Source organism: Dactylosporangium sp. CA-092794 (assembly GCF_050948465.1).
Classification (GTDB): Bacteria; Actinomycetota; Actinomycetes; order Mycobacteriales; family Micromonosporaceae; genus Dactylosporangium.
This window is the reverse complement of sequence record NZ_CP192044.1, coordinates 10478907-10496796: the sequence shown is the minus strand read 5'-3', so window position 1 is coordinate 10496796 and position 17890 is coordinate 10478907. Positions and strand designations below refer to the sequence as shown.

The 17890-nt window shown below is 73.2% G+C and carries 18 protein-coding genes and 1 riboswitch; of the genes, 11 read left to right on the top strand and 7 right to left on the bottom strand.

Annotation, left to right across the window (positions count from 1 at the left end; translation table 11 throughout):
• Positions 1 to 11: 11 nt before the first annotated feature.
• Positions 12 to 449 (bottom strand): hypothetical protein, encoded by a 438-nt coding sequence (locus ACQPXD_RS45230; protein WP_432829441.1) that lies wholly within the window; start codon positions 447 to 449, stop codon positions 12 to 14.
• The gene (locus tag ACQPXD_RS45225) at positions 442 to 807 is read right to left on the bottom strand and encodes a hypothetical protein (RefSeq protein WP_432829439.1); all 366 of its coding nucleotides are present in this window, start codon (positions 805 to 807) and stop codon (positions 442 to 444) included. Before ACQPXD_RS45225 ends, ACQPXD_RS45230 begins: the two co-directional genes overlap by 8 nt.
• 175 nt (positions 808 to 982) lie before the next feature.
• Between ACQPXD_RS45225 and ACQPXD_RS45220 the strand changes: the two genes are divergently transcribed.
• On the top strand, positions 983 to 1387 hold the full coding sequence (locus tag ACQPXD_RS45220) for a hypothetical protein (protein ID WP_432829437.1): 405 nt from the start codon (positions 983 to 985) through the stop codon (positions 1385 to 1387).
• Positions 1388 to 1494: 107 nt separating this feature from the next.
• Here the strand turns inward: ACQPXD_RS45220 and ACQPXD_RS45215 are convergent, their stop codons facing one another.
• Entirely contained in the window at positions 1495 to 2472 is a 978-nt protein-coding gene (locus tag ACQPXD_RS45215) for an aldo/keto reductase (protein WP_432829435.1), read from the bottom strand.
• 18 nt (positions 2473 to 2490) lie between these two features.
• Here ACQPXD_RS45215 and thiE point away from each other — a divergent pair, with 18 nt between their 5' ends.
• The 9 genes from thiE (at position 2491) to ACQPXD_RS45170 (ending at position 10036) form a co-directional block, all read left to right on the top strand.
• Positions 2491 to 3099 carry a thiamine phosphate synthase gene (thiE, locus tag ACQPXD_RS45210; RefSeq protein ID WP_432829433.1) on the top strand — a complete coding sequence of 203 codons (609 nt, stop codon included), beginning with the start codon at positions 2491 to 2493 and terminating at the stop codon, positions 3097 to 3099.
• Positions 3096 to 4136, top strand: a complete 1041-nt coding sequence (gene thiO, locus ACQPXD_RS45205; RefSeq protein WP_432829431.1) for a glycine oxidase ThiO — start codon at positions 3096 to 3098, stop codon at positions 4134 to 4136. Before thiE ends, thiO begins: the two co-directional genes overlap by 4 nt.
• Before the next feature lie 24 nt (positions 4137 to 4160).
• A riboswitch (TPP riboswitch) is annotated at positions 4161 to 4271 on the top strand.
• The gene (gene thiS / locus ACQPXD_RS45200; RefSeq protein ID WP_432829429.1) at positions 4270 to 4473 is read left to right on the top strand and encodes a sulfur carrier protein ThiS; all 204 of its coding nucleotides are present in this window, start codon (positions 4270 to 4272) and stop codon (positions 4471 to 4473) included. (Overlaps the previous riboswitch by 2 nt.)
• Positions 4466 to 5239, top strand: a complete 774-nt coding sequence (locus ACQPXD_RS45195) for a thiazole synthase (protein ID WP_432829427.1) — start codon at positions 4466 to 4468, stop codon at positions 5237 to 5239. Before thiS ends, ACQPXD_RS45195 begins: the two co-directional genes overlap by 8 nt.
• A complete protein-coding gene (locus ACQPXD_RS45190; protein ID WP_432829425.1) occupies positions 5233 to 5751 on the top strand; it encodes a thiamine phosphate synthase in 519 nt (172 codons plus the stop codon). The genes ACQPXD_RS45195 and ACQPXD_RS45190 overlap by 7 nt, the downstream gene beginning before the upstream one ends.
• Complete coding sequence (gene thiD / locus ACQPXD_RS45185; RefSeq protein WP_432829423.1) at positions 5748 to 6539, top strand: bifunctional hydroxymethylpyrimidine kinase/phosphomethylpyrimidine kinase; 792 nt, start codon at positions 5748 to 5750, stop codon at positions 6537 to 6539. The genes ACQPXD_RS45190 and thiD overlap by 4 nt, the downstream gene beginning before the upstream one ends.
• An 81-nt stretch (positions 6540 to 6620) precedes the next feature.
• Positions 6621 to 8168, top strand: coding sequence for a phosphomethylpyrimidine synthase ThiC (gene thiC, locus ACQPXD_RS45180; RefSeq protein ID WP_432829421.1), 1548 nt, complete (start codon positions 6621 to 6623; stop codon positions 8166 to 8168).
• 3 nt (positions 8169 to 8171) lie between these two features.
• The gene (locus ACQPXD_RS45175) at positions 8172 to 8888 is read left to right on the top strand and encodes a class I SAM-dependent methyltransferase (protein ID WP_432829419.1); all 717 of its coding nucleotides are present in this window, start codon (positions 8172 to 8174) and stop codon (positions 8886 to 8888) included.
• The gene (locus ACQPXD_RS45170; RefSeq protein WP_432829417.1) at positions 8885 to 10036 is read left to right on the top strand and encodes an alkaline phosphatase family protein; all 1152 of its coding nucleotides are present in this window, start codon (positions 8885 to 8887) and stop codon (positions 10034 to 10036) included. The genes ACQPXD_RS45175 and ACQPXD_RS45170 overlap by 4 nt, the downstream gene beginning before the upstream one ends.
• Positions 10037 to 10980: 944 nt before the next feature.
• On the opposite strand, the gene ACQPXD_RS45165 is transcribed toward ACQPXD_RS45170, so the two are convergent.
• Together ACQPXD_RS45165 and ACQPXD_RS45160 are read right to left on the bottom strand one after the other, a co-directional pair.
• Positions 10981 to 11364 (bottom strand): DUF3040 domain-containing protein, encoded by a 384-nt coding sequence (locus ACQPXD_RS45165; protein ID WP_432829415.1) that lies wholly within the window; start codon positions 11362 to 11364, stop codon positions 10981 to 10983.
• Positions 11365 to 11516: 152 nt separating this feature from the next.
• Complete coding sequence (locus ACQPXD_RS45160; protein WP_432829413.1) at positions 11517 to 12824, bottom strand: DNA polymerase IV; 1308 nt, start codon at positions 12822 to 12824, stop codon at positions 11517 to 11519.
• A 67-nt stretch (positions 12825 to 12891) separates the two neighbouring features.
• On the opposite strand from ACQPXD_RS45160, the gene ACQPXD_RS45155 reads away from it, so the two are divergent.
• Complete coding sequence (locus ACQPXD_RS45155) at positions 12892 to 13356, top strand: hypothetical protein (protein ID WP_432829411.1); 465 nt, start codon at positions 12892 to 12894, stop codon at positions 13354 to 13356.
• A gap of 752 nt (positions 13357 to 14108) precedes the next feature.
• On the opposite strand, the gene ACQPXD_RS45150 is transcribed toward ACQPXD_RS45155, so the two are convergent.
• Together ACQPXD_RS45150 and ACQPXD_RS45145 are read right to left on the bottom strand one after the other, a co-directional pair.
• Positions 14109 to 16595: a transglutaminaseTgpA domain-containing protein gene (locus ACQPXD_RS45150; RefSeq protein ID WP_432829409.1), complete on the bottom strand. Its 2487-nt coding sequence runs from the start codon at positions 16593 to 16595 to the stop codon at positions 14109 to 14111.
• Entirely contained in the window at positions 16592 to 17890 is a 1299-nt protein-coding gene (locus ACQPXD_RS45145; protein WP_432829407.1) for a DUF58 domain-containing protein, read from the bottom strand. The genes ACQPXD_RS45150 and ACQPXD_RS45145 overlap by 4 nt, the downstream gene beginning before the upstream one ends.

Here is a 17890-nt window from a genome sequence, read left to right as displayed (position 1 = left end):
TGGTGGGGGAGTCAGTCCCGCGATGCAGTCGGCTCGGCGACGGGTTCGCGTCGGGAGGTGCGCCATAGCCAGAAGAGGCCGACGAACGGCAGCACCAGCGGCACGTATCCGTAGCCCTGGCCGAAATCCGACCACACCGTGGCGTCCGGGAACGCCGCCGCGTCGGCCAGGCTCGCCGTGCCGACCGCGAGCACGCCGACCAGCTCGAACCCGACCGCGGCGAACGCGATCCGGCGCGAGCGGGCGGTGGAGCGGGCTAGGGCGACGGTCGCCACGATGTACACGGCCGCGGCGAGGGCCGACAGGGAGTACGCCAGCGGTGCCTCGCGGAACTTCGTGGCGATCTGCACGCTCGCGCGGGCCCCGGCGGACAGCGCGAAGACGCCGTAGACGGCGACCAGGACCCGGCCGGGCCCGCGGTTGAGCGGTTTGGGGAGAGACTCAGGCATTCCAGATCTGTCCGATTCGCAGGATGAGCACCGGCACGATGACCGCGGCCGCCCCGATGAGCAGCGACCCCCAGCGGGTCGGCTCCATCCGGGCCAGCACCGCGCCGGCCGGGGGGAGCAGGGCCGCGGTGAGCAGGTACCCGATGAGCGTGACCTGGTCGCCCCCGGCGGCCGGGCCCTGGCCGCCGGCGAGGCGCACCACGAGCACGACGACCTGCACGAGCACGAGCAGCTCGACCACGCCGAGCCCGGCGAAGAGCGGCCGCTTCGGCTCCCGGTGCCGGAAGAACTCCACGAACGCCCAGGCGGCCAGCGCGAGGGACAGCACGTGGATGGTGACTACCAGCGGCCCGATCACGGCGGTCAGCGTAGCCCCGCGGCCCTGCTCACCCGCTGCCCGGGCCGGGCCGGCAGGTCCGAGCATGGTTCACTTCTGTCGGCTAGGCGCCACTGGCACGTTTCAGGGATTCACCGGCGCGAGGCTGGCCGTACCGTTCAACCCAACGCACCTGCTAGTACAAGGGGAAACAGCAATGAGCGACTTCGACGGCGGCACCGACTTCGGTCACTTCGAGACCGGGCACGAGGCCGACAGCCTGGACCAGCTGCACCAGGACCACGGCTCCGAGGCCGACTACAACAACCAGTTCGGCGTGTACGAGCAGGACCACCACGCGGCCGAGTCGACCGACTTCTCGCAGGGCCACCACGTCGAGTACGACCAGCCGGCGGCCGTGCACTACGAGTCGGACGACTTCACCAACTACAGCCACGACGCGTCGGTCGACGACCACGCCTTCGCGTCCGAGGGCTCGGAGAGCTCGCACGCGGCCGAGTTCGACAACCTCGACGCCCTGCAGCAGCGCTTCGAGGGCGACTTCGCCTCGGGCACCGAGATCCACGGCGGCTCCGCCGGGCTGGGCATCGCGTCGAGCTGACGTGGCGACTTCGCTGAGGGCCGGTCACTCCCGTCGGTGGCCGGCCCTTCGCATGTTCAGTGACCGAGCATGTTCAGTGACCGAGCATGTTCAGTGACCGAGCATGTTCAGTGACCGAGGATCCGGTGCGGGACGTAGGGCGCCTCGAGGCGCTCGATCTCCTTCTCGTCCAGGGTGAGCTCGGCCGCGGCGATCGCGTCCTCCAGGTGGTGCAGCTTGGTCGCCCCGACGATCGGGGCGGTCACCGCCGGCTTGGACAGCAGCCAGGCCAGCGCCACCTGGGCCGGGGTGACGCCGCGCTCGCCCGCTACCTCGGCGGTGACGTCCACGACCGCGAAGTCGTCGTCGGTGTACATCGCGTCGCCGAACGGGTCGTTGTTGGCCCGGGTCGTGCGCCGCTCGCCGCCCCGGCCCCGGCTGCCGGCCAGCAGGCCGCGGGCCAGCGGGCTCCACGGGATCACGCCGATGCCCTGGTCGACGCAGAGCGGGAGCATCTCGCGCTCCTCCTCGCGGTACACCAGGTTGTAGTGGTTCTGCATGGACACGAACGGCGTCCAGCCGGCCGAGCGCGCGACATACTGCGCCTTCGAGAACTGCCAGGCATACATGCTCGACGCCCCGATGTAGCGCGCCTTGCCGGCCCGCACGACGTCGTGCAGGGCCTCCATCGTCTCCTCGATCGGCGTGTCGGGGTCCCAGCGGTGGATCTGGTAGAGGTCGACGTAGTCGGTGCCGAGCCGGCGCAGCGAGTTGTCGATGCCGGCCAGGATGTGCTTGCGGGACAGGCCGGCGTCGTTGGGGCTGTCGCTCATCCGGCCGTGCACCTTGGTCGCGAGCACGTAGTCGTCGCGCCGGGTGAAGTACTTCGCCAGCAGCCGGCCGGTCACCTGCTCGCTCGCGCCGGTGGAGTAGACGTCGGCGGTGTCAAAGAACGTGATGCCGGCCTCGGCGGCGCGCCGCACGAAGGGATCGGCGTCCTGCTCGGCGAGCGCCCACGCGCGCAGGGCGGGGTCGCCGTAGCTCATCATGCCGAGACAGATTTCGGAGACCTGAAGGCCGGTCCGGCCCAGTCGTACCTGCTTCATGTCTGAAAAGCTATCGCGGTGCCAACCCTCGGACGACTGCATCTCATCACGGACACCCGGCCCGGGCGGGACACCCTCGGCGTCGTCGCGGCCGCCTTGCGCGCCGGCTTCGACGTGGTACAGGTGCGCCCCGAGGACGCCGTCACCGACCGCGAGGCCTTCGAGCTGACCGTCCGGGTCCTCGCCATGTGCCGCGAGCTGGGCCGCGCCTGCCTGGTCAACGACCGGCTGCACATCGCGCTCGCGGCCGGCGCCGACGGCGGGCACGTCGGCGCCGACGACCTGCCGGTGGCCGCCGCCCGGCGGATCCTCGGGCCGGGCGCGATCCTCGGCGCGACCGCCCGCGACCCGGCCACGGCCCGCCGCGCGGTCGCCGACGGCGCCTCCTACCTGGGCGTCGGGCCCGCGTTCGCGACCACGACGAAGGACGGGCTGCCGGCCGCGATCGGCCCGGCCGGGGTGCGCGCGGTCGCCGCGGCCGTCGACGTGCCGGTGGTCGCGATCGGCGGGGTGACCGCGGCCCGGGCCGGCGAGCTGTTCGCGGCCGGCGCGCACGGGGTCGCCGTGGTCGGCGCGGTGAGCGGCGCCGCCGACCCTTACGCTGCGGCGATGGAGTTCCTGGCATGAGTATCGGGATCGTCGGCGGCGGGGTGATCGGGCTCAGCATCGCGTTTGAGCTGCTGGAGCGGGGCGCGCAGGACATCACCGTCTACGACCCCGACCCGTCGCGCAGCGCCGGGCTGGTCGCGGCCGGGATGCTCGCGCCCACCGCCGAGGCGGTCTTCGGCGAGGAGGCCCTGCAGGCGCTGATGCTCGAGTCGGTGCGGCGCTGGCCCGGATTCGCCGGGCGCGTGCGGGCCCGCACCGGGCTGCCGGTCGGCCACCGCACCGAGGGCACGCTGCTGGTCGCGCTCACCGTCGACGACCAGGCCGAGATCGACCGGCTCATCGGCTACTACCGGCGGGCCGGCGCGGACATCGAGCCGCTGACCGGCCGGCAGCTGCGCGAGCGGGAGCCGCTGCTGTCCCCGCGGGTGCGCGGCGGCGCGTTCGCCCCGGGCGACCACCAGGCCGACCCGCGGCTGCTCCTGCGCGCCCTGCGGAGCCTGCCGCTGCGGTTCGAGTCGACCGCGATCGATGATCTTTCCACGGTACGGGACGATGTGATCATTGTCGCCAACGGCGTCGGGGCGGCGGGCCTGACCGGCCTGCCGATCCGGCCGGTGAAGGGCCAGGTGCTGCGGCTGCGCGGCGCCGAGCCCCTGGTGCGGCACGTGATCCGGGGCGTGGCCGGCGGCCGGCACGTGTACCTCGTGCCGCGCGCCGACGGCGAGCTCGTCGTCGGCGCCACGGAGGAGGAGCGCGGCGCGGACACCTCGGTCACCGCCGGCGGGGTGCTCGATCTGCTGCGCCCCGCCGCCGACCTGCTGCCCGGCGCGACCGAGCTGGTCCTCGCCGAGACCCTGGCCGGCCTGCGCCCCGGCACGCCGGACAACGCGCCGGTGCTCGGCCCGCTGCCCGGCACCCGGGCGCTGGTGGCCGCCGGGCACTACCGCCACGGCGTGCTGCTCGCCCCGGTCACCGCCGCGGCGATCGCCGGCCTGGCCCTGGACGGATCGACGGATATCGACATCGGCGCATTCGCGGCGGGCCGCTTTACCTGACCCGGTGGGCGGGTTATGGTCGAGGAGTACCCCACGGGAGTCCGGTGCGACCGGGCTGAGAGGGGGGCTGTCAGCCCCCGACCGTCGAACCTGATCCGGATCATGCCGGCGCAGGGAGGCAGGAGTGAGCCGTATGCACCTCGTGGTCAACGCCGTCGCATCGACCGTCGAAGACGGCACCACCGTCGCCGATGTGGTCCGCGCCCTTGCCGGAGACGATCCGCGCGGGATTGCGGTGGCCGTCAATGGTGATGTGGTACCGCGTTCCCGCTGGGCCTCCACCCATCCGGCCGACGGCGACCACGTCGAGGTGCTCACGGCGGTGCAAGGTGGCTGACGACCTCGACACCTTGGTCATCGCCGAGACCGAGCTGCCCTCGCGGCTGATCCTCGGCACCGGCGGGGCGACCAGCCACGCGGCGCTGGAGGCGGCGATCCGGGCCAGCGGCACGGCCCTGGTCACCGTGGCCCTGCGCCGGCTCGACCCGGCCGCGCCCTCGCTGCTCGGCGTCGTCGAGCGCTGCGGCGTGCGCGTGCTGCCCAACACCGCCGGCTGCTACACCGCGACGGAGGCGGTGAAGCTCGCGCACCTGGCCCGCGAGGCGTTCGGCACCGCCTGGGTGAAGCTGGAGGTGATCGGTGACGAGGACACGCTGCTGCCCGACGGGGTCGAGCTGGTCTCCGCCGCCGCGCAGCTGGTCGAGGACGGGTTCGTCGTCCTGCCGTACACCTCGGACGACCCGATCCTGGCGCAGCGCCTGGCCGACGCCGGGTGCGCCGCGGTGATGCCGCTGGGCGCGCCCATCGGCTCCGGCCTGGGCATTCGCAACCCGCACAACATCGCCCTCATCCGGCAGAAAGTGGCCGTCCCGGTCATTCTCGACGCCGGGATCGGGACGGCGTCCGACGCGGCCCTGGCCATGGAGCTCGGCTGCGACGGCGTGCTGCTCGCCTCCGCGGTCACCCGGGCCGAGCACCCGGCCCGCATGGCCGAGGCGATGCGCCTGGCGGTGCGGGCCGGCCGCCTCGCGCACCTGGCCGGGCGCATCCCGCGCCGGCTGCACGCGACCGCGTCCAGCCCGACCGGGGGACTGCCGTGGTAGCGCCGGGCCTGATCGTCTTCACCGACCGCGGGCAGGCCGAGCGGCCGCTGGAGGACGTGATCGCCGGCGCGATCGACGGCGGGGCCCGGGTGGTGGTAGTGCGCGAGCACGACCTGCCGCCGCGCCGTCGCCTGAAGCTCGCGTCGACCCTGCGCAACCTGCTGGACCGGGTCGGCGGCCGGCTCCTGCTGGAGGAGGACACCGCGCTGCGCAAGTGCCACGACCTCGAGTCGCTGGTCGCCGCCGCGCAGGACCCGGGCGTCGACTACGCCACCCTCTCGCCGATCTTCGCCTCGCGCAGCAAGCCCGGCTACGGCCCGCCGCTGGGCCTGGCCGCGTTGGCGCGCATGGCGACGGTCGTGTCCGTCCCGGTGTACGCGCTGGGCGGGGTCGAGACGCCGGCCCGGGTTCGCGACTGCCTCGACGAGGGCGCCGCCGGCGTGGCCGTCATGGGCGCGGTCATGCGCGCCGAGGACCCCGCCCGGCTCGTGAAGGAGCTGCTGAACGCATGAACCCGCCCGTCGCGCTCACCATCGCCGGCTCCGACTCGGGCGGCGGCGCCGGCATCCAGGCCGACCTGAAGACCTTCGCCGCGCACGGCGTCTTCGGCACCAGCGTGATCACCGCGCTGACCGCGCAGAACACCGCCGGCGTGCGGGCGATCTCGGCCGTCGACCCCGGCTTCGTCGCCGCACAGCTCGAGGCGGTCCTCGACGACCTGCCCGTCGCGGCCGTGAAGACCGGCATGCTGGCCACCCCGGAGACGGTCGCCCTGGTCGCCCGGTTCGCCGCGCGCCTGCCCGGCCTGGTCGTCGACCCGGTGCTGGTGGCCTCCTCCGGCGACCGGCTGTTCACCGCCGACGCCGAGCGCGCCTACCTCGACCTGCTCTTCCCGCACGCCGCCGTGGTCACGCCCAACCTGCGCGAGGCGTCGGTGCTGCTCGGCCGGGACGTGCTCGACGCCGACGACGCGGCCAAGGCCGCCGCCGACCTCGCCGCCTACGGCCCCAAGTGCGTCGTGGTCAAGGGCGGGCACCTGCGCGGCAGCGCCGAGGCGGTCGACGCCGTCTGGCACGACGGGCAGGTCACGCTGCTGACCGCGCCGTGGATCGACACCGCCAACAACCACGGCACCGGCTGCACCTTCGCCGCCTCCACCGCCGCCCGCCTGGCCGGCGGCGCATCGCTCACCGACGCGTTGTCCGGCGCCAAGTCGTATGTCCACGAGGCTCTGGTCCGCTCCGCTTCGTGGACGCTCGGCACCGGTCACGGCCCGCTCGCCTGGGGCCCGTTCAGCTAGCCGTTTCCCGATATCTCGGACATTTGCTGATCCCCGCGACCGCGGGGGTCGGCCGCGCCATGCCCTTGTTGAGGAGCGCCGATGAAACGCAAGGTGTACGTGCCCGGCTCCCGCCCCGACCTGCAAGTGCCGTTCGCCGAGGTGGAGCTCACCGGCGACAACCCGCCGGTCCGCCTCTACGACACGTCCGGCCCGCACAACGACCCGCCCACCGGCCTCGCGGCGCTGCGCGCACCGTGGATCGCCGAGCGCGGGCCGGTCGAGCGGACCCAGCTGTACTACGCCCGGCAGGGCATCGTCACCCCGGAGATGGAGTTCGTCGCCATCCGCGAGGGCGTCGAGCCCGCGCTGGTCCGCGACGAGATCGCGGCCGGCCGGGCGATCCTGCCCAACAACGTCAACCACCCGGAGAGCGAGCCGATGATCATCGGGTCGAGGTTCCTGGTGAAGGTCAACGCGAATATCGGTACCAGTGCCGTCTCATCGAACGTCGACGAGGAGGTCGCCAAGCTGACGTGGGCGACCCGCTGGGGCGCCGACACCGTGATGGACCTCTCGACCGGCAAGCACATCCACGCCACCCGCGAGGCGATCATCCGCAACGCCCCGGTGCCGATCGGCACGGTACCGATCTACCAGGCGCTGGAGAAGGTCGGGGGCGACCCGGTCCAGCTCACCTGGGAGGCCTACCGCGACACCATCGTCGAGCAGGCCGAGCAGGGCGTCGACTACATGACGGTGCACGCCGGCGTGCTGCTGCGCTACGTGCCGCTCACCGTCGGGCGGGTCACCGGCATCGTGTCGCGCGGCGGGTCGATCATGGCGGCCTGGTGCCTGGCGCACCACGAGGAGAACTTCCTGTACACCCACTTCGCCGAGCTGTGCGAGATCTTCGCCCGCTACGACGTGGCGTTCTCGCTCGGCGACGGCCTGCGCCCCGGCTCGATCGCCGACGCCAACGACGAAGCCCAGCTGGCCGAGCTGCGCACCCTCGGCGAGCTGACCACGATCGCCTGGGACCACGACGTCCAGGTCATGATCGAGGGCCCCGGCCACGTGCCCATGCACAAGATCAAGGAGAACGTCGACCTGCAGCGGGAGTGGTGCCACGAGGCGCCCTTCTACACCCTCGGCCCGCTGACCACCGACGTGGCGCCCGCCTACGACCACATCACCTCGGCCATCGGCGCCGCGATGATCGCCATGCACGGTACGGCGATGCTGTGCTACGTCACCCCGAAGGAGCACCTCGGCCTGCCCGACCGCGACGACGTCAAGGCCGGCGTCATCGCCTACAAGATCGCGGCGCACGCCGCCGACCTCGCCAAGGGCCACCCGGGCGCGCAGGCCTGGGACGACGCGCTGTCCAAGGCCCGGTTCGAGTTCCGCTGGGAGGACCAGTTCAACCTGGCCATGGACCCGGACACCGCGCGGGCCTACCACGACGAGACCCTGCCGGCCGCGCCGGCCAAGACCGCCCATTTCTGCTCGATGTGCGGCCCGAAGTTCTGCAGCATGAAGATCAGCCAGGACCTGCGCGAGTACGCGGAGCTCGGCATGCGCGAGAAGTCGGAGGAGTTCGCGGCGGCGGGCAATCAGGTGTACCTGCCGCTCTCCACTAAGGTCTGACATGTGGAGTCTTCTGCGCCCCGCACCGCGGTCGTATGGCAGGTGCTGCGCCGCGAGCTTGCCCGGGCCGGCCGTGCGCTGAGCGCCCTCGACGTCGGCGGCGGCACCGGCGGCTTCGCCGTGCCGCTGGCCCGGGCCGGCCACGCGGTGACGGTGGTCGACGCGAGCCCCGACGCGCTCGCCGCGCTGACCCGCCGGGCCGCGGAGGCTGGCGTGGGGGAGCGGGTCCGGGCCGTGCAGGGCGACGCCGACGGCCTGGCCGACCTGGTCGCGCCGGAGAGCGTCGACCTGGTGCTCTGCCACAGCCTGCTGGAGGTCGTGGACGACCCGCACAAGGTCGTCGCCGCGCTCGCCGGGACCTTGCGCCCCGGCGGCGCGGCGAGCGTCGTGGTCGCCAACCGCGCCGCGGCCGTCCTCGCCCGGGCGATCAGCGGCAACCTCGCCGCCGCCTCGCTGCTCGTGGCCAGCCCCGACGGCCGCGGCGACGCCCGCGACCGCCTGCGCCGGCGGTATTCGGCCGAGACGGCGTCGGCGCTGCTGGCCGACGAGGGCCTGACCGTCGAACAGATCCACGGCGTGCGGGTCGTGGCGGACCTGGTCCCCGGCACCGTGGCCGAGAGCGAGCCGGAGGCCCTGGCCGCCTTCGAGCTGGCCCTGGCCGGCACCTCCCCCTACCGCGACATCGCCACCCAGCTCCACCTGCTCGCCCGCCGTTCATGATCGATCTGCTGGCCCCGGTCGAGCCCCGCTACGGCCGGGGCAGCCTGGCCGACGTGCTGCCCAGCGCCCTGCACGTGCTCGGCGTGCCCGGCGAGCCGGATCTCCTGGGCCTGGCCCCGATGCTGCAGGGCGTCCGCCGCCTCGCCATCGTCCTGCTCGACGGCCTGGGCTGGCACCAGCTGCCGACCGCCGCCCCGTACACCCCCACCATCACCGACATCGCCGGCGGCCGCCTCGGCTCCGCCCGCCCGATCACCGCCGGCTTCCCCTCCACGACCCCGGTCAGCCTGGTCACCCTCGGCACCGGCGCCGCCCCTGGCCGGCACGGCATCGTCGGCTTCACCCTCAACCAGCCCGGCACCGACAAGGTCGTCAACCACCTGCACTGGATCGACGAGCCCGACCCGGCCGCCTGGCAGCCGCTGCCCACCGCCTTCACCCGCGCCCGCGCCGCCGGCCTTGACCCGGCCGTGGTCACCAACCCGGCCTTCACCGGCACGGGCTTGACCGCCTCGGCCTACCGCGGCGCGAGGTTCGGCCCCGGCGTGGCCGCCGACGCCGTGGCCGCCGAGATGCTCGCCATGCTGGCCGAGTCCCGCCTGGTCTACGGCTACCTGCCGGACGTGGACCGGGCCGGCCACGATTTCGGCATCGGTACCCCCGAATGGCGAGCCTCCGCCGCGGACGCCGACCGCCTGATCACCCGCCTGGTCGACGCTCTGCCGCCGGACGCGGCGCTGCTGGTCACCGCCGACCACGGCCAGCTCGACGTGCCCCCCGACCGCCGCCTCGACCTGGACACGGACCCGCGCCTGACCGCCGGCGTGGCGATCGTCGCCGGCGAACCCCGCGTCCGCTACCTGCACACCGTCCCCGGCGCCCAGCCGGACGTCCTGTCCGCATGGCGCGAAACCCTGGGCGACGGCGCCTGGGTCGCCACCCGCGAGGAGGCGGTCGCCACCGGCTGGTTCGGCCCGGTCCCGGAGCACCACCTGTCCCGCATCGGCGACGTGGTGGTGGCCTGCCGCGACCGCTGGATCGTCCTGGCCAGCGCCCACGAGCCCGCCCGCCTGGGCAAGATGATCGCCTTCCACGGCTCCAGCACCGCCGCCGAGATGCACATCCCCTTACTCGTAGTCCGCCCCTGACGCGCCCTCCTTGAACCGACAAATCCAGACTTCTCCGAAGTCCGGATTTGTCGGTTATTTCGTAATAAACCACGATTCACCAGCGATCGCCCCCATTTGCCCGGCGCACCAGCGCGAAAAGTCTCCGTGATCATGCCCGCCGCGCCTCCGTCACCCCGGCTTCCGCATGATCGCGGAGACATCTGGTACCCAGGCGTACATTTTGGCTCCACGATCATGAAAAACCCGTAGTGCACACCGCTCACCTGCATGATCACGGAGACTTTCTGCCGCGCAACGCCGCCCCGGACCCCGGCACCGGGCATTGACGGTCGCTCCGAGCAATCCGATGCTCACAGGGAGTGCGCCGTTAATGCCGCGGCCCATCAACGGCGCGCGTGGCGTCTCGGGTCGACTCCAATGAATGCAGCGCCGTGCTGGCGCGCACGCCGACGTGGCGCAGTGCGGGGGCGGGGCGTGCGTCGCGGCACGGTGCGCGCTTGGGACGCGGGGGCCGGGGGCCGGCGGAAGGGGCGTCGCACGCTGAGGGCCGAACCGGCGGCCGACCGCGTGAGCGCTAGCCGGAAAGGGCGTCGCAACGCTGGGGCTGGGGCCGGGGGCGTGGTGGGCGTCGTGCGCTGGGGAGTGCGGCCAGCGGTGGTGGGATGGGAGTGCGGCCGGCGGTGGCGGGGCGGGCGGCCGGCGGCGGGATGGGCGGGCGGCGGCGGGATGGGTGGCCGGCGGGGCGGTTGGGGCGGGCGGCCGGCGGGGCGGTTGGCGCGGGCGGCCGGCGGGGCGAGTGGCGCGGGCGGCTGGCGGGGCGGTTGGCGCGGGCGGCCGGCGGGGCGAGTGGCGCGGGCGGCCGGCGGGCGCGGGGCCGGCGGGGCGCGGTGGCGGTGGCGGTGGGAGGGCGTGGAGGAATGGGCGCCCGGCGTGGAGCGGGCGCCCCGGTGGCTACGCCGGCGTCAGAGGTCGCCCTCCGGGCGGCGGCGCCAGCGTTCCTCCAGGCGGTCGACCAAGCCGCCGCGTCGCTGGCGGGTGCGGCGCGAGGCCGTGCCGCCGACGGCGCGTAGGTCGGTTGACTGGCCGCGGCGGTATGCCTGCACGCCGAACGCCAAGGCGCAGAGCATGACCAGGAAGCCGCCCACACCCAGTAGTGGGATCGAGATGGCAACGCCGTAGACGAGCAGCGCCATGCCGGCCAGCAGCAGGATCCCTGCGGCGATCATCCGGCGCTTGGCATGGAACCGCGGGTCGGTGGCGCGCACCGCCGAAGCGAACTTGGGATCCTCGGCTAGCGACCGCTCGATCTGCTCGAACAGCCGCTGCTCGTGCTCCGAGAGCGGCACGGCACTCCTCCCCGGTCGCGAAGGCCGGCCCTTTGGGGACCGGCTGTCCGGCACAGCCGGACGGCTGCGTACTGGCAAGTTTACGAGGGGGTCAACGCGTCGGAAAGCGGGACGATGGTCCGGTCGTGCCGATTTTCCGACGAGTCTGGCTCCTATGTCCTTCCATTGTGTCGCTTCTGAGACTCTGCCGCCCCCTCCCCGGCCGGTGCGGCGCCGTTTCCGTCGGTGCGCATGCCGTCGCCGCGCAGCAGGCTGGCGGGCTTGACGAGGTCGGCGCCGAACCGTGCGGCGACCGCGTCGGCGGCCCGCTCGGCCTCGCGCCAGCCGTGGTCGCGCTCACCCAGCGTCATCTGCCGGGGCGCGCCGTCGGCCTGGGCGAGGCCCTCGACGCGCACGCCGATCAGGCGGATGCGCTCGCCCGGGCGTGTGGCCTGGAACAACGCCCAGGCGATCTCGAAGATCTCGCGGCTCACGTCGGTCGGCCGGTCTACGGTGCGTGACCGGCTCAGGGTCTGGAAGTCGGCCAGCCTGATCTTCACCGAGACCGTCCGGCCGGCCTGCCCGGCATGGCGCAGCCGGCCGGCGACCTTGCCGGAGAGGGCCAGCATGGTGCGCCGGATGGTCGCCGGGTCGCTCACGTCGACGTCGAAGGTCGTTTCGGCGCCGATCGACTTCTCGACATGGTCGGGAATCACCCGTCGGGGGTCGCGCGCCCAGGACAACTCGTGCAGGTGATGCGCCGCCGCGTCACCCACGGCGGCGCGGAGCATGCCGATCGGCGCGGCGGACAGCTCGCCGATGGTCTTGAGGCCCAGCCGCTGCAAAGTCTCGGCGGTGCGCTCGCCGACGCCCCAGAGCGCCTCGACCGGCAGCGGGTGCAGATACTCCAGCGACCGCTCCCGCGGGACCACCACCATCCCGTCGGGCTTGGCCCGCGTCGAACCGAGCTTCGCCAGGAACTTCGTCGCCGCCACCCCGACCGAGCAGGTCAGCCGCTGCTCCTGCGCGACCCGCCGCCGGATCAGCGCGGCGATCTCGGCCGGCCGCCCGAGCAGCCGCCGCGCCCCGGCCACGTCGAGGAACGCCTCGTCGAGCGAGAGCGGCTCGACCAGCGGCGTCACGTCGCGGAAGATCGACATCACGGCCCGGGACGCCTCGGTATAGGCGGCGAAGTCCGGCGGCAGGAACACCGCGTGCGGACACAGCCGCCTGGCCCGGCTGCCCGGCATGGCGCTGCGCACGCCGAACTTCCGCGCCTCGTAGCTCGCCGCCGACACCACCCCGCGCGGCCCCGCTCCGCCCACGATCACGGGTTTGCCGCGCAGCTCGGGCCGGCGCCGGATCTCGACCGACGCATAGAACGCATCCATGTCCACATGCAGCACCGTGCAGCCCGTGTCATCCGCATCGGGCCCGAACTCCCCGGCGTCACCGCGCGGCACTACCTGACTTCGCCCCACACCGCGAACCTTAGCGGGACCCTCTGACAAAATTGACGAAAACTTAGGTTTGCCTTACCTTCCAGGCATGGCCTCTCTCGCGATGACCTCGCCCCTGGCGCCCGTCGTCGCCGCCGTCGAGGGCCTTCGCCGCCGCCATCCGGCCCTGGTCTGCGGCGTCGCCCCCGGCGTGGTGATCACCCCCACGCCCGCTTGGTCGAAAGGCACAAACCCAGAAGCCGCGGCGGTACTCCTAGTGGCCGGCTGGACGCGAGCCCTCCGTGTCCCCTTGCTGACCCCGGGTGAAACCTACATCGATCGGGCCGGACGGCTGGGCATCAGCAGCGCGCGAGTGGCCGTCCTCGCCGGCGACCCGGCCGCCGGCTCCCTGGGCGTCGTGGTCGCCCGCGACCGCGCCGAACTCCTCGCCTTGGTCGCCGAGCACGCCGGCACCGGCCCCGCCGCGGCGGAACTCGCCCGCCACCTCCGCCGGCTGACCGCCATCCTGACCGCCCCACAACCCGTCCCGATCCCGGCCGGCGCCACCCTCTGACACCAGCCCCCCGCCCCGGCGCCGTCCCATCGAAAAGTCGGGCGCTCCGCGCCACGACTTTTCGGACTTATACCCCGTCAGGCGAAAAATCCGTTAAGCGCGACCATCGACCGGTTCATTCGAGGTGTGGGCCCTTTGTGGGTTAGTGCTGCGCGTGAAGGTGGTGGTAGAAGCCGATGATGGCTGGGCGGCGGGCATGCTGTGCCGCCCTCGGGCGGGCCCTCGATCGGCCTGACTCCAGCGGGCCTCGGGCCTCGGGCCTCGGGCCTCGCGGCCAGAACTCTCCGTGATCATGCCTGAGTCGCTGCCCGAACCACGCGTTTTCCAGGATCGTGGAAGGTCGATGTACCCATAGGTACCTTAAGGTTCCGCGATCATGGAAAACGCGCCGTCCGCCAGCGGGAGTCGCATGATCACGGAGAGATTCGTTCGCTCCAGCGCTGCGGCCGGCAAGTCACGATGCCCGGGTGGTTCACGATACAAGTCGCGGAGCGGAGCGTCCGGCTTCGCGAATGAGCGGGTCCGCGCGGCGTGGCCGGCCCCGCAGGGTGCGGGCTGGGGCGTGCTCGCGCGATCCCGATCCGACCCGCAGAGGGCGGACAACGCCGCGCGGAACGACCGAGGGACGTTCCGCGCGGCGCGACCAGGTCAGCCGTCGGCGCCGCCCGACCAGGTCAGCCGTCGGCGCGGCGTGACCGGGCCGGCGGTCGGCGCGGCGTGACCGGGCCGGCGGTCGGCGCGGCGTGACCGGGTCAGCGGTCGGCGCGGCGGGCCGCGAGGCGGCGGACGCTCAGCGTCCGCATCAGCTGGTCCCAGCCACGGCCGGTGGCCACGGACAGGGAGCCGGAGCGGTAGCTCAGGCCCGTGCGCCAGCGGCGCAGCACCGACGGCGGCAGGACGACGGCCAGGATGCGGACCTTGCGCGAGGCGTTGGCCGCGAAGGCCGACTGCACCGACGACAGCGCCGCGCGCAGCTCGCGTGCGGTGAGCGGCGTGCGGGCGTAACGGGCGTGCTCCTCGACCGTGCTGATCAGCCGGGCGCCGGACTCGGCCTTGTCGCGCAGCCGCTCCTTCTGCACCAGGCGGTCGACCGTCGCCCGCGGGGTCTCGGCCTCGTCGATCGGCACGCGGTAGTCCACCATCGTGTCGAGCAGCTCGTCCCACGCGCGGTGGGCGTCGGCGCGGGCGGACCCGTAGGCGCGGTCGTCCGTCGCCACCACCACCATCGTCGGGCCGTCGCCGGGCGGCGGGGTGCCCTGGGGTGCGAAGCTCAGCCGCCGGCGGCGGGTCCGGGCGCGGGCCAGTGACGGTGCGCCGAGGGCCAGGGCGATCACGAGGGTGATGAGGGTCGCGACGCCGAGGGTACTGCCGAAGAAGCTGAGCAGGGAGGAGAGCGGCGACCGGTCGGTCGTGCCGCCCTGGCCGGGGCTGGACGTGTTGCCGTGGTCCTGTGTGCCGACGTTCGGGTCCGCCGGGCCGGCCGAGGCGGCCGGGCCGCCCAGTCCGCCCGCGCGGTTGACCGGGTCGTCGCCGGTGACCGCGCCGGGGGCCGGCATGTACGTCGTGGTCACCGACCCGCCGATCGCCGTCGACGGCGTGGCGTCGAACGGCAGCCAGCCGAAGCCGGGGAAGTACACCTCGGTCCACGCGTGCAGGTTGAAGTTGGTCAGCGTCATCGTGTTGCCCGCGCGGGTGCCGCCCCGGGCGAAGCCGAAGGCGACCCGGGCCGGGATCTTCGCCTCCCGCAGCAGCCAGCCGAACGCGGCCGCGAACTGGGCGCAGAAGCCGCGCTTGTTCTGCAGGAAGTCGGCGATCTTCGTGCCGCTGGTGTCGGGGCCGGTCGTGATGTCGTAGACGAAGCCGTTGCTCGGCGAGAAGAAGTCGTAGATCGCCTTGACCTTGTCGTACTCCGTCGTCTTGCCCTGGATCAGCTTGTCGACCTGGGCCTTGACGACGGCGTTGGCCGGCGCCGTGGTGACGTCCTTGAGCTGCGGGTCGTTGATGTTGAGCGGCTTGGCGGTGCGCAGCTGCTCGGGCGTGATCTCGGGCCGGCTGTAGGTGACCGTGTAGGTGCGCTTGGCCGTGGTCTCCTTGCCGGAGTACACCACCGCGGTGCGCGGGTCGAAGGCCCAGCTGTTGTCGACCTTGTCGACCTTGGTCGGCCAGGTGTAGATGGGCAGGTAGCTGATCGCCAGCTCGTTGGTGACCTCGACGCGCGCCTGGTGGTTGGTGGACTTCACCGACGAGTCCCACTCGGGCCGGCCGAAGCCGTTGGCGACGGGCGCGCCGCCGGTGAACGGCCGGGCGCTGAAGCCCTTGGTGGTGAGGTCCTCGAGCACGTTGAAGCGCAGGTAGAACGGGTTGGTGTCGTCGATGTTGGTCACCTTGACCATGTCGAACGCCTTGTCCCGGTTGAGCTGGCCGGACAGCAGCGCGAACATGCTGACCGACCGGCCGTTGCGCCCGTTGCCGACGCCGGCGCCCCCGCTGCCGCCCGCACCCGCGCCCAGGCCCTCCAGCACCCCGCCCGGCATCGCGAACGGGATGAGCGGCAGCACGACGGCGAAGGCGACGCCGAGGACGCCCAGCCGCTGGCCGGCCGCGGCGAGCGGCGAGGGCTCCCACAGGTCGACGTCACGCCCGTCGCCGGTGAACCGGCGGCCGAAGCGGCGCACCCGGTCGACGTTGTCGGTGACCAGCAGCCAGAGGAAGCCGACCGCGCCGAGGGCGAACGCCAGCCAGTTGGTGGTCTCCGTGTCGACCGTGACCGGCACCGAGTAGATGGCGAGCATCGGCAGGCCGGCCAGGGCCGGGCGGCGCACGACGACGGCGAAGAAGTCCACCAGTAGCGCGACGGCGGCGACGCCGAGGGTGGCCAGGAAGAGGAAGCCTTCGCGGTCGCCGACCGGGGTGGCGTACTCGCTCATCTCCTCCGAAGCCGTGCTCAACAGCTGGCCGAAGTGCACGAACGTGCCGGGCGAGGGCAGGATGCCCAGGAACTCCTCGTGGCTGCGGTACAGCCAGGTCAGCGACAGCAGCCCGGCCAGCGCCATCGCGGCCGTCGGCGCCCACGCCGGGGCCCGCAGGCTGCGCACCAGCAACCCGACGCCGCACATGACGGCGACGACCAGAAATGCCCGGATCGCCCACGTGTAGTGCTCGAAGACGTTGATCAGCGGCAGCGAGGCGAGGAACGCCGAGCCGGCCGCGATCAGCGTCAGATGCTTGCGTTGGTTCACCGGACGCCCCCAGCGACGCTCTCCGCGGACGCGGCCCGCCAGGCGAAGCCCTGCGATCCGCGCCCGGTCTGCGGCCACAGCGCGGTCAGCTTGGCCCCGTGCGGTACCTCCACCACGCGCCACCCGCTGCGCAGCAGCGCGAGCGACGCGACGCCGTGCGCCTTGTCCGCCTCCTCGCGCGCCGCGGTCGGCAGGTTGAGCCAGGTGGAGGAGTCAATGAACAGCGCGACGCAGGTCGCGTTGTTGGAGCGGAACGACGCGAGCAGCTCCGCCTCGGCCGAGGACAGCAGGCCGAAGATGCCGATGATCAGCCCGCCGTCGCTGCGCCGGCGGACCCGCTCGATCAGCGCGGCGATGTCGCCGCGCTGGGCCAGCCGCACGTCGGCGAGCTGGTCGAGCAGCGGCCCGTCGCCGTCGACCTCGGTCGCGTCGACGTCGACGCCGGCGTCGGTGACCAGGCGCATCTTGTAACCGGCGTGGCGCAGGTGGACCGCGATGCTCGCGGCCGCGGAGACCGCCCACTCGAAGCTCGCCGTCGGGCCCTCGCCGCGGTGGGCGGCGGCCCGGGTGTCGAGCACGACCGTGGCCTTGCTCTCCCAGGGCTGCTCCTCGCGGCGGACCATGAGCTCGCCGGTGCGGGCGGTGGAGCGCCAGTGCACCCGGCGCAGGTCGTCGCCGTAGCGGTACTCCCGGGTGGCGGCGTCGTCCTCGCCGTGCACGGCCACCGACCGGGCGCGGCTGTCGCCGGACCCGGCGAACTCCCCGGCCAGGCGCACCGAGGGCAGCGGCACCACCTGCGGGATGACGGTGAGCCGATCGACGGACGGGAAGGCCCGGGTCAGCTCGCACAGCCCGAAGGGATCGGTCAGCCGCACGACCAGCGGGCCGACCTCGTAGCGGCCGCGCACGTCGGCGCGGACCGTGTAGGCGACCGAGCTGGCCTGGTGCGCGCCGAGCTTCTCCAGCACCAGCCGCGGCCGGCTGCCCAGCGCGTAGGGCAGCCGGTCCTCCAGCAGCATCGTGCCGGTGGGCAGCCGGGACAGGTTCTGCAGGCGCAGGATGACCCGGGCGCTCGCCCCGACCTGGACGCGGTGCGGGTCGAGCATGCGGCTGCATGACAGGCGATAGCGGGTGCGCCCGACGTACGCCGCGGAAAGCAACGGCAGCGCGGCGAGCAGGATCGCCACGCGCAGCAGGTCACGCTCGCCCAGGATCAGTGCGGCGATGAGGGCCGCCGCGGCGGCGGCCAGGAAGCTGCGACCCCTGGTGGTGAGCCCCCGCAGCGCCTCTCGCAT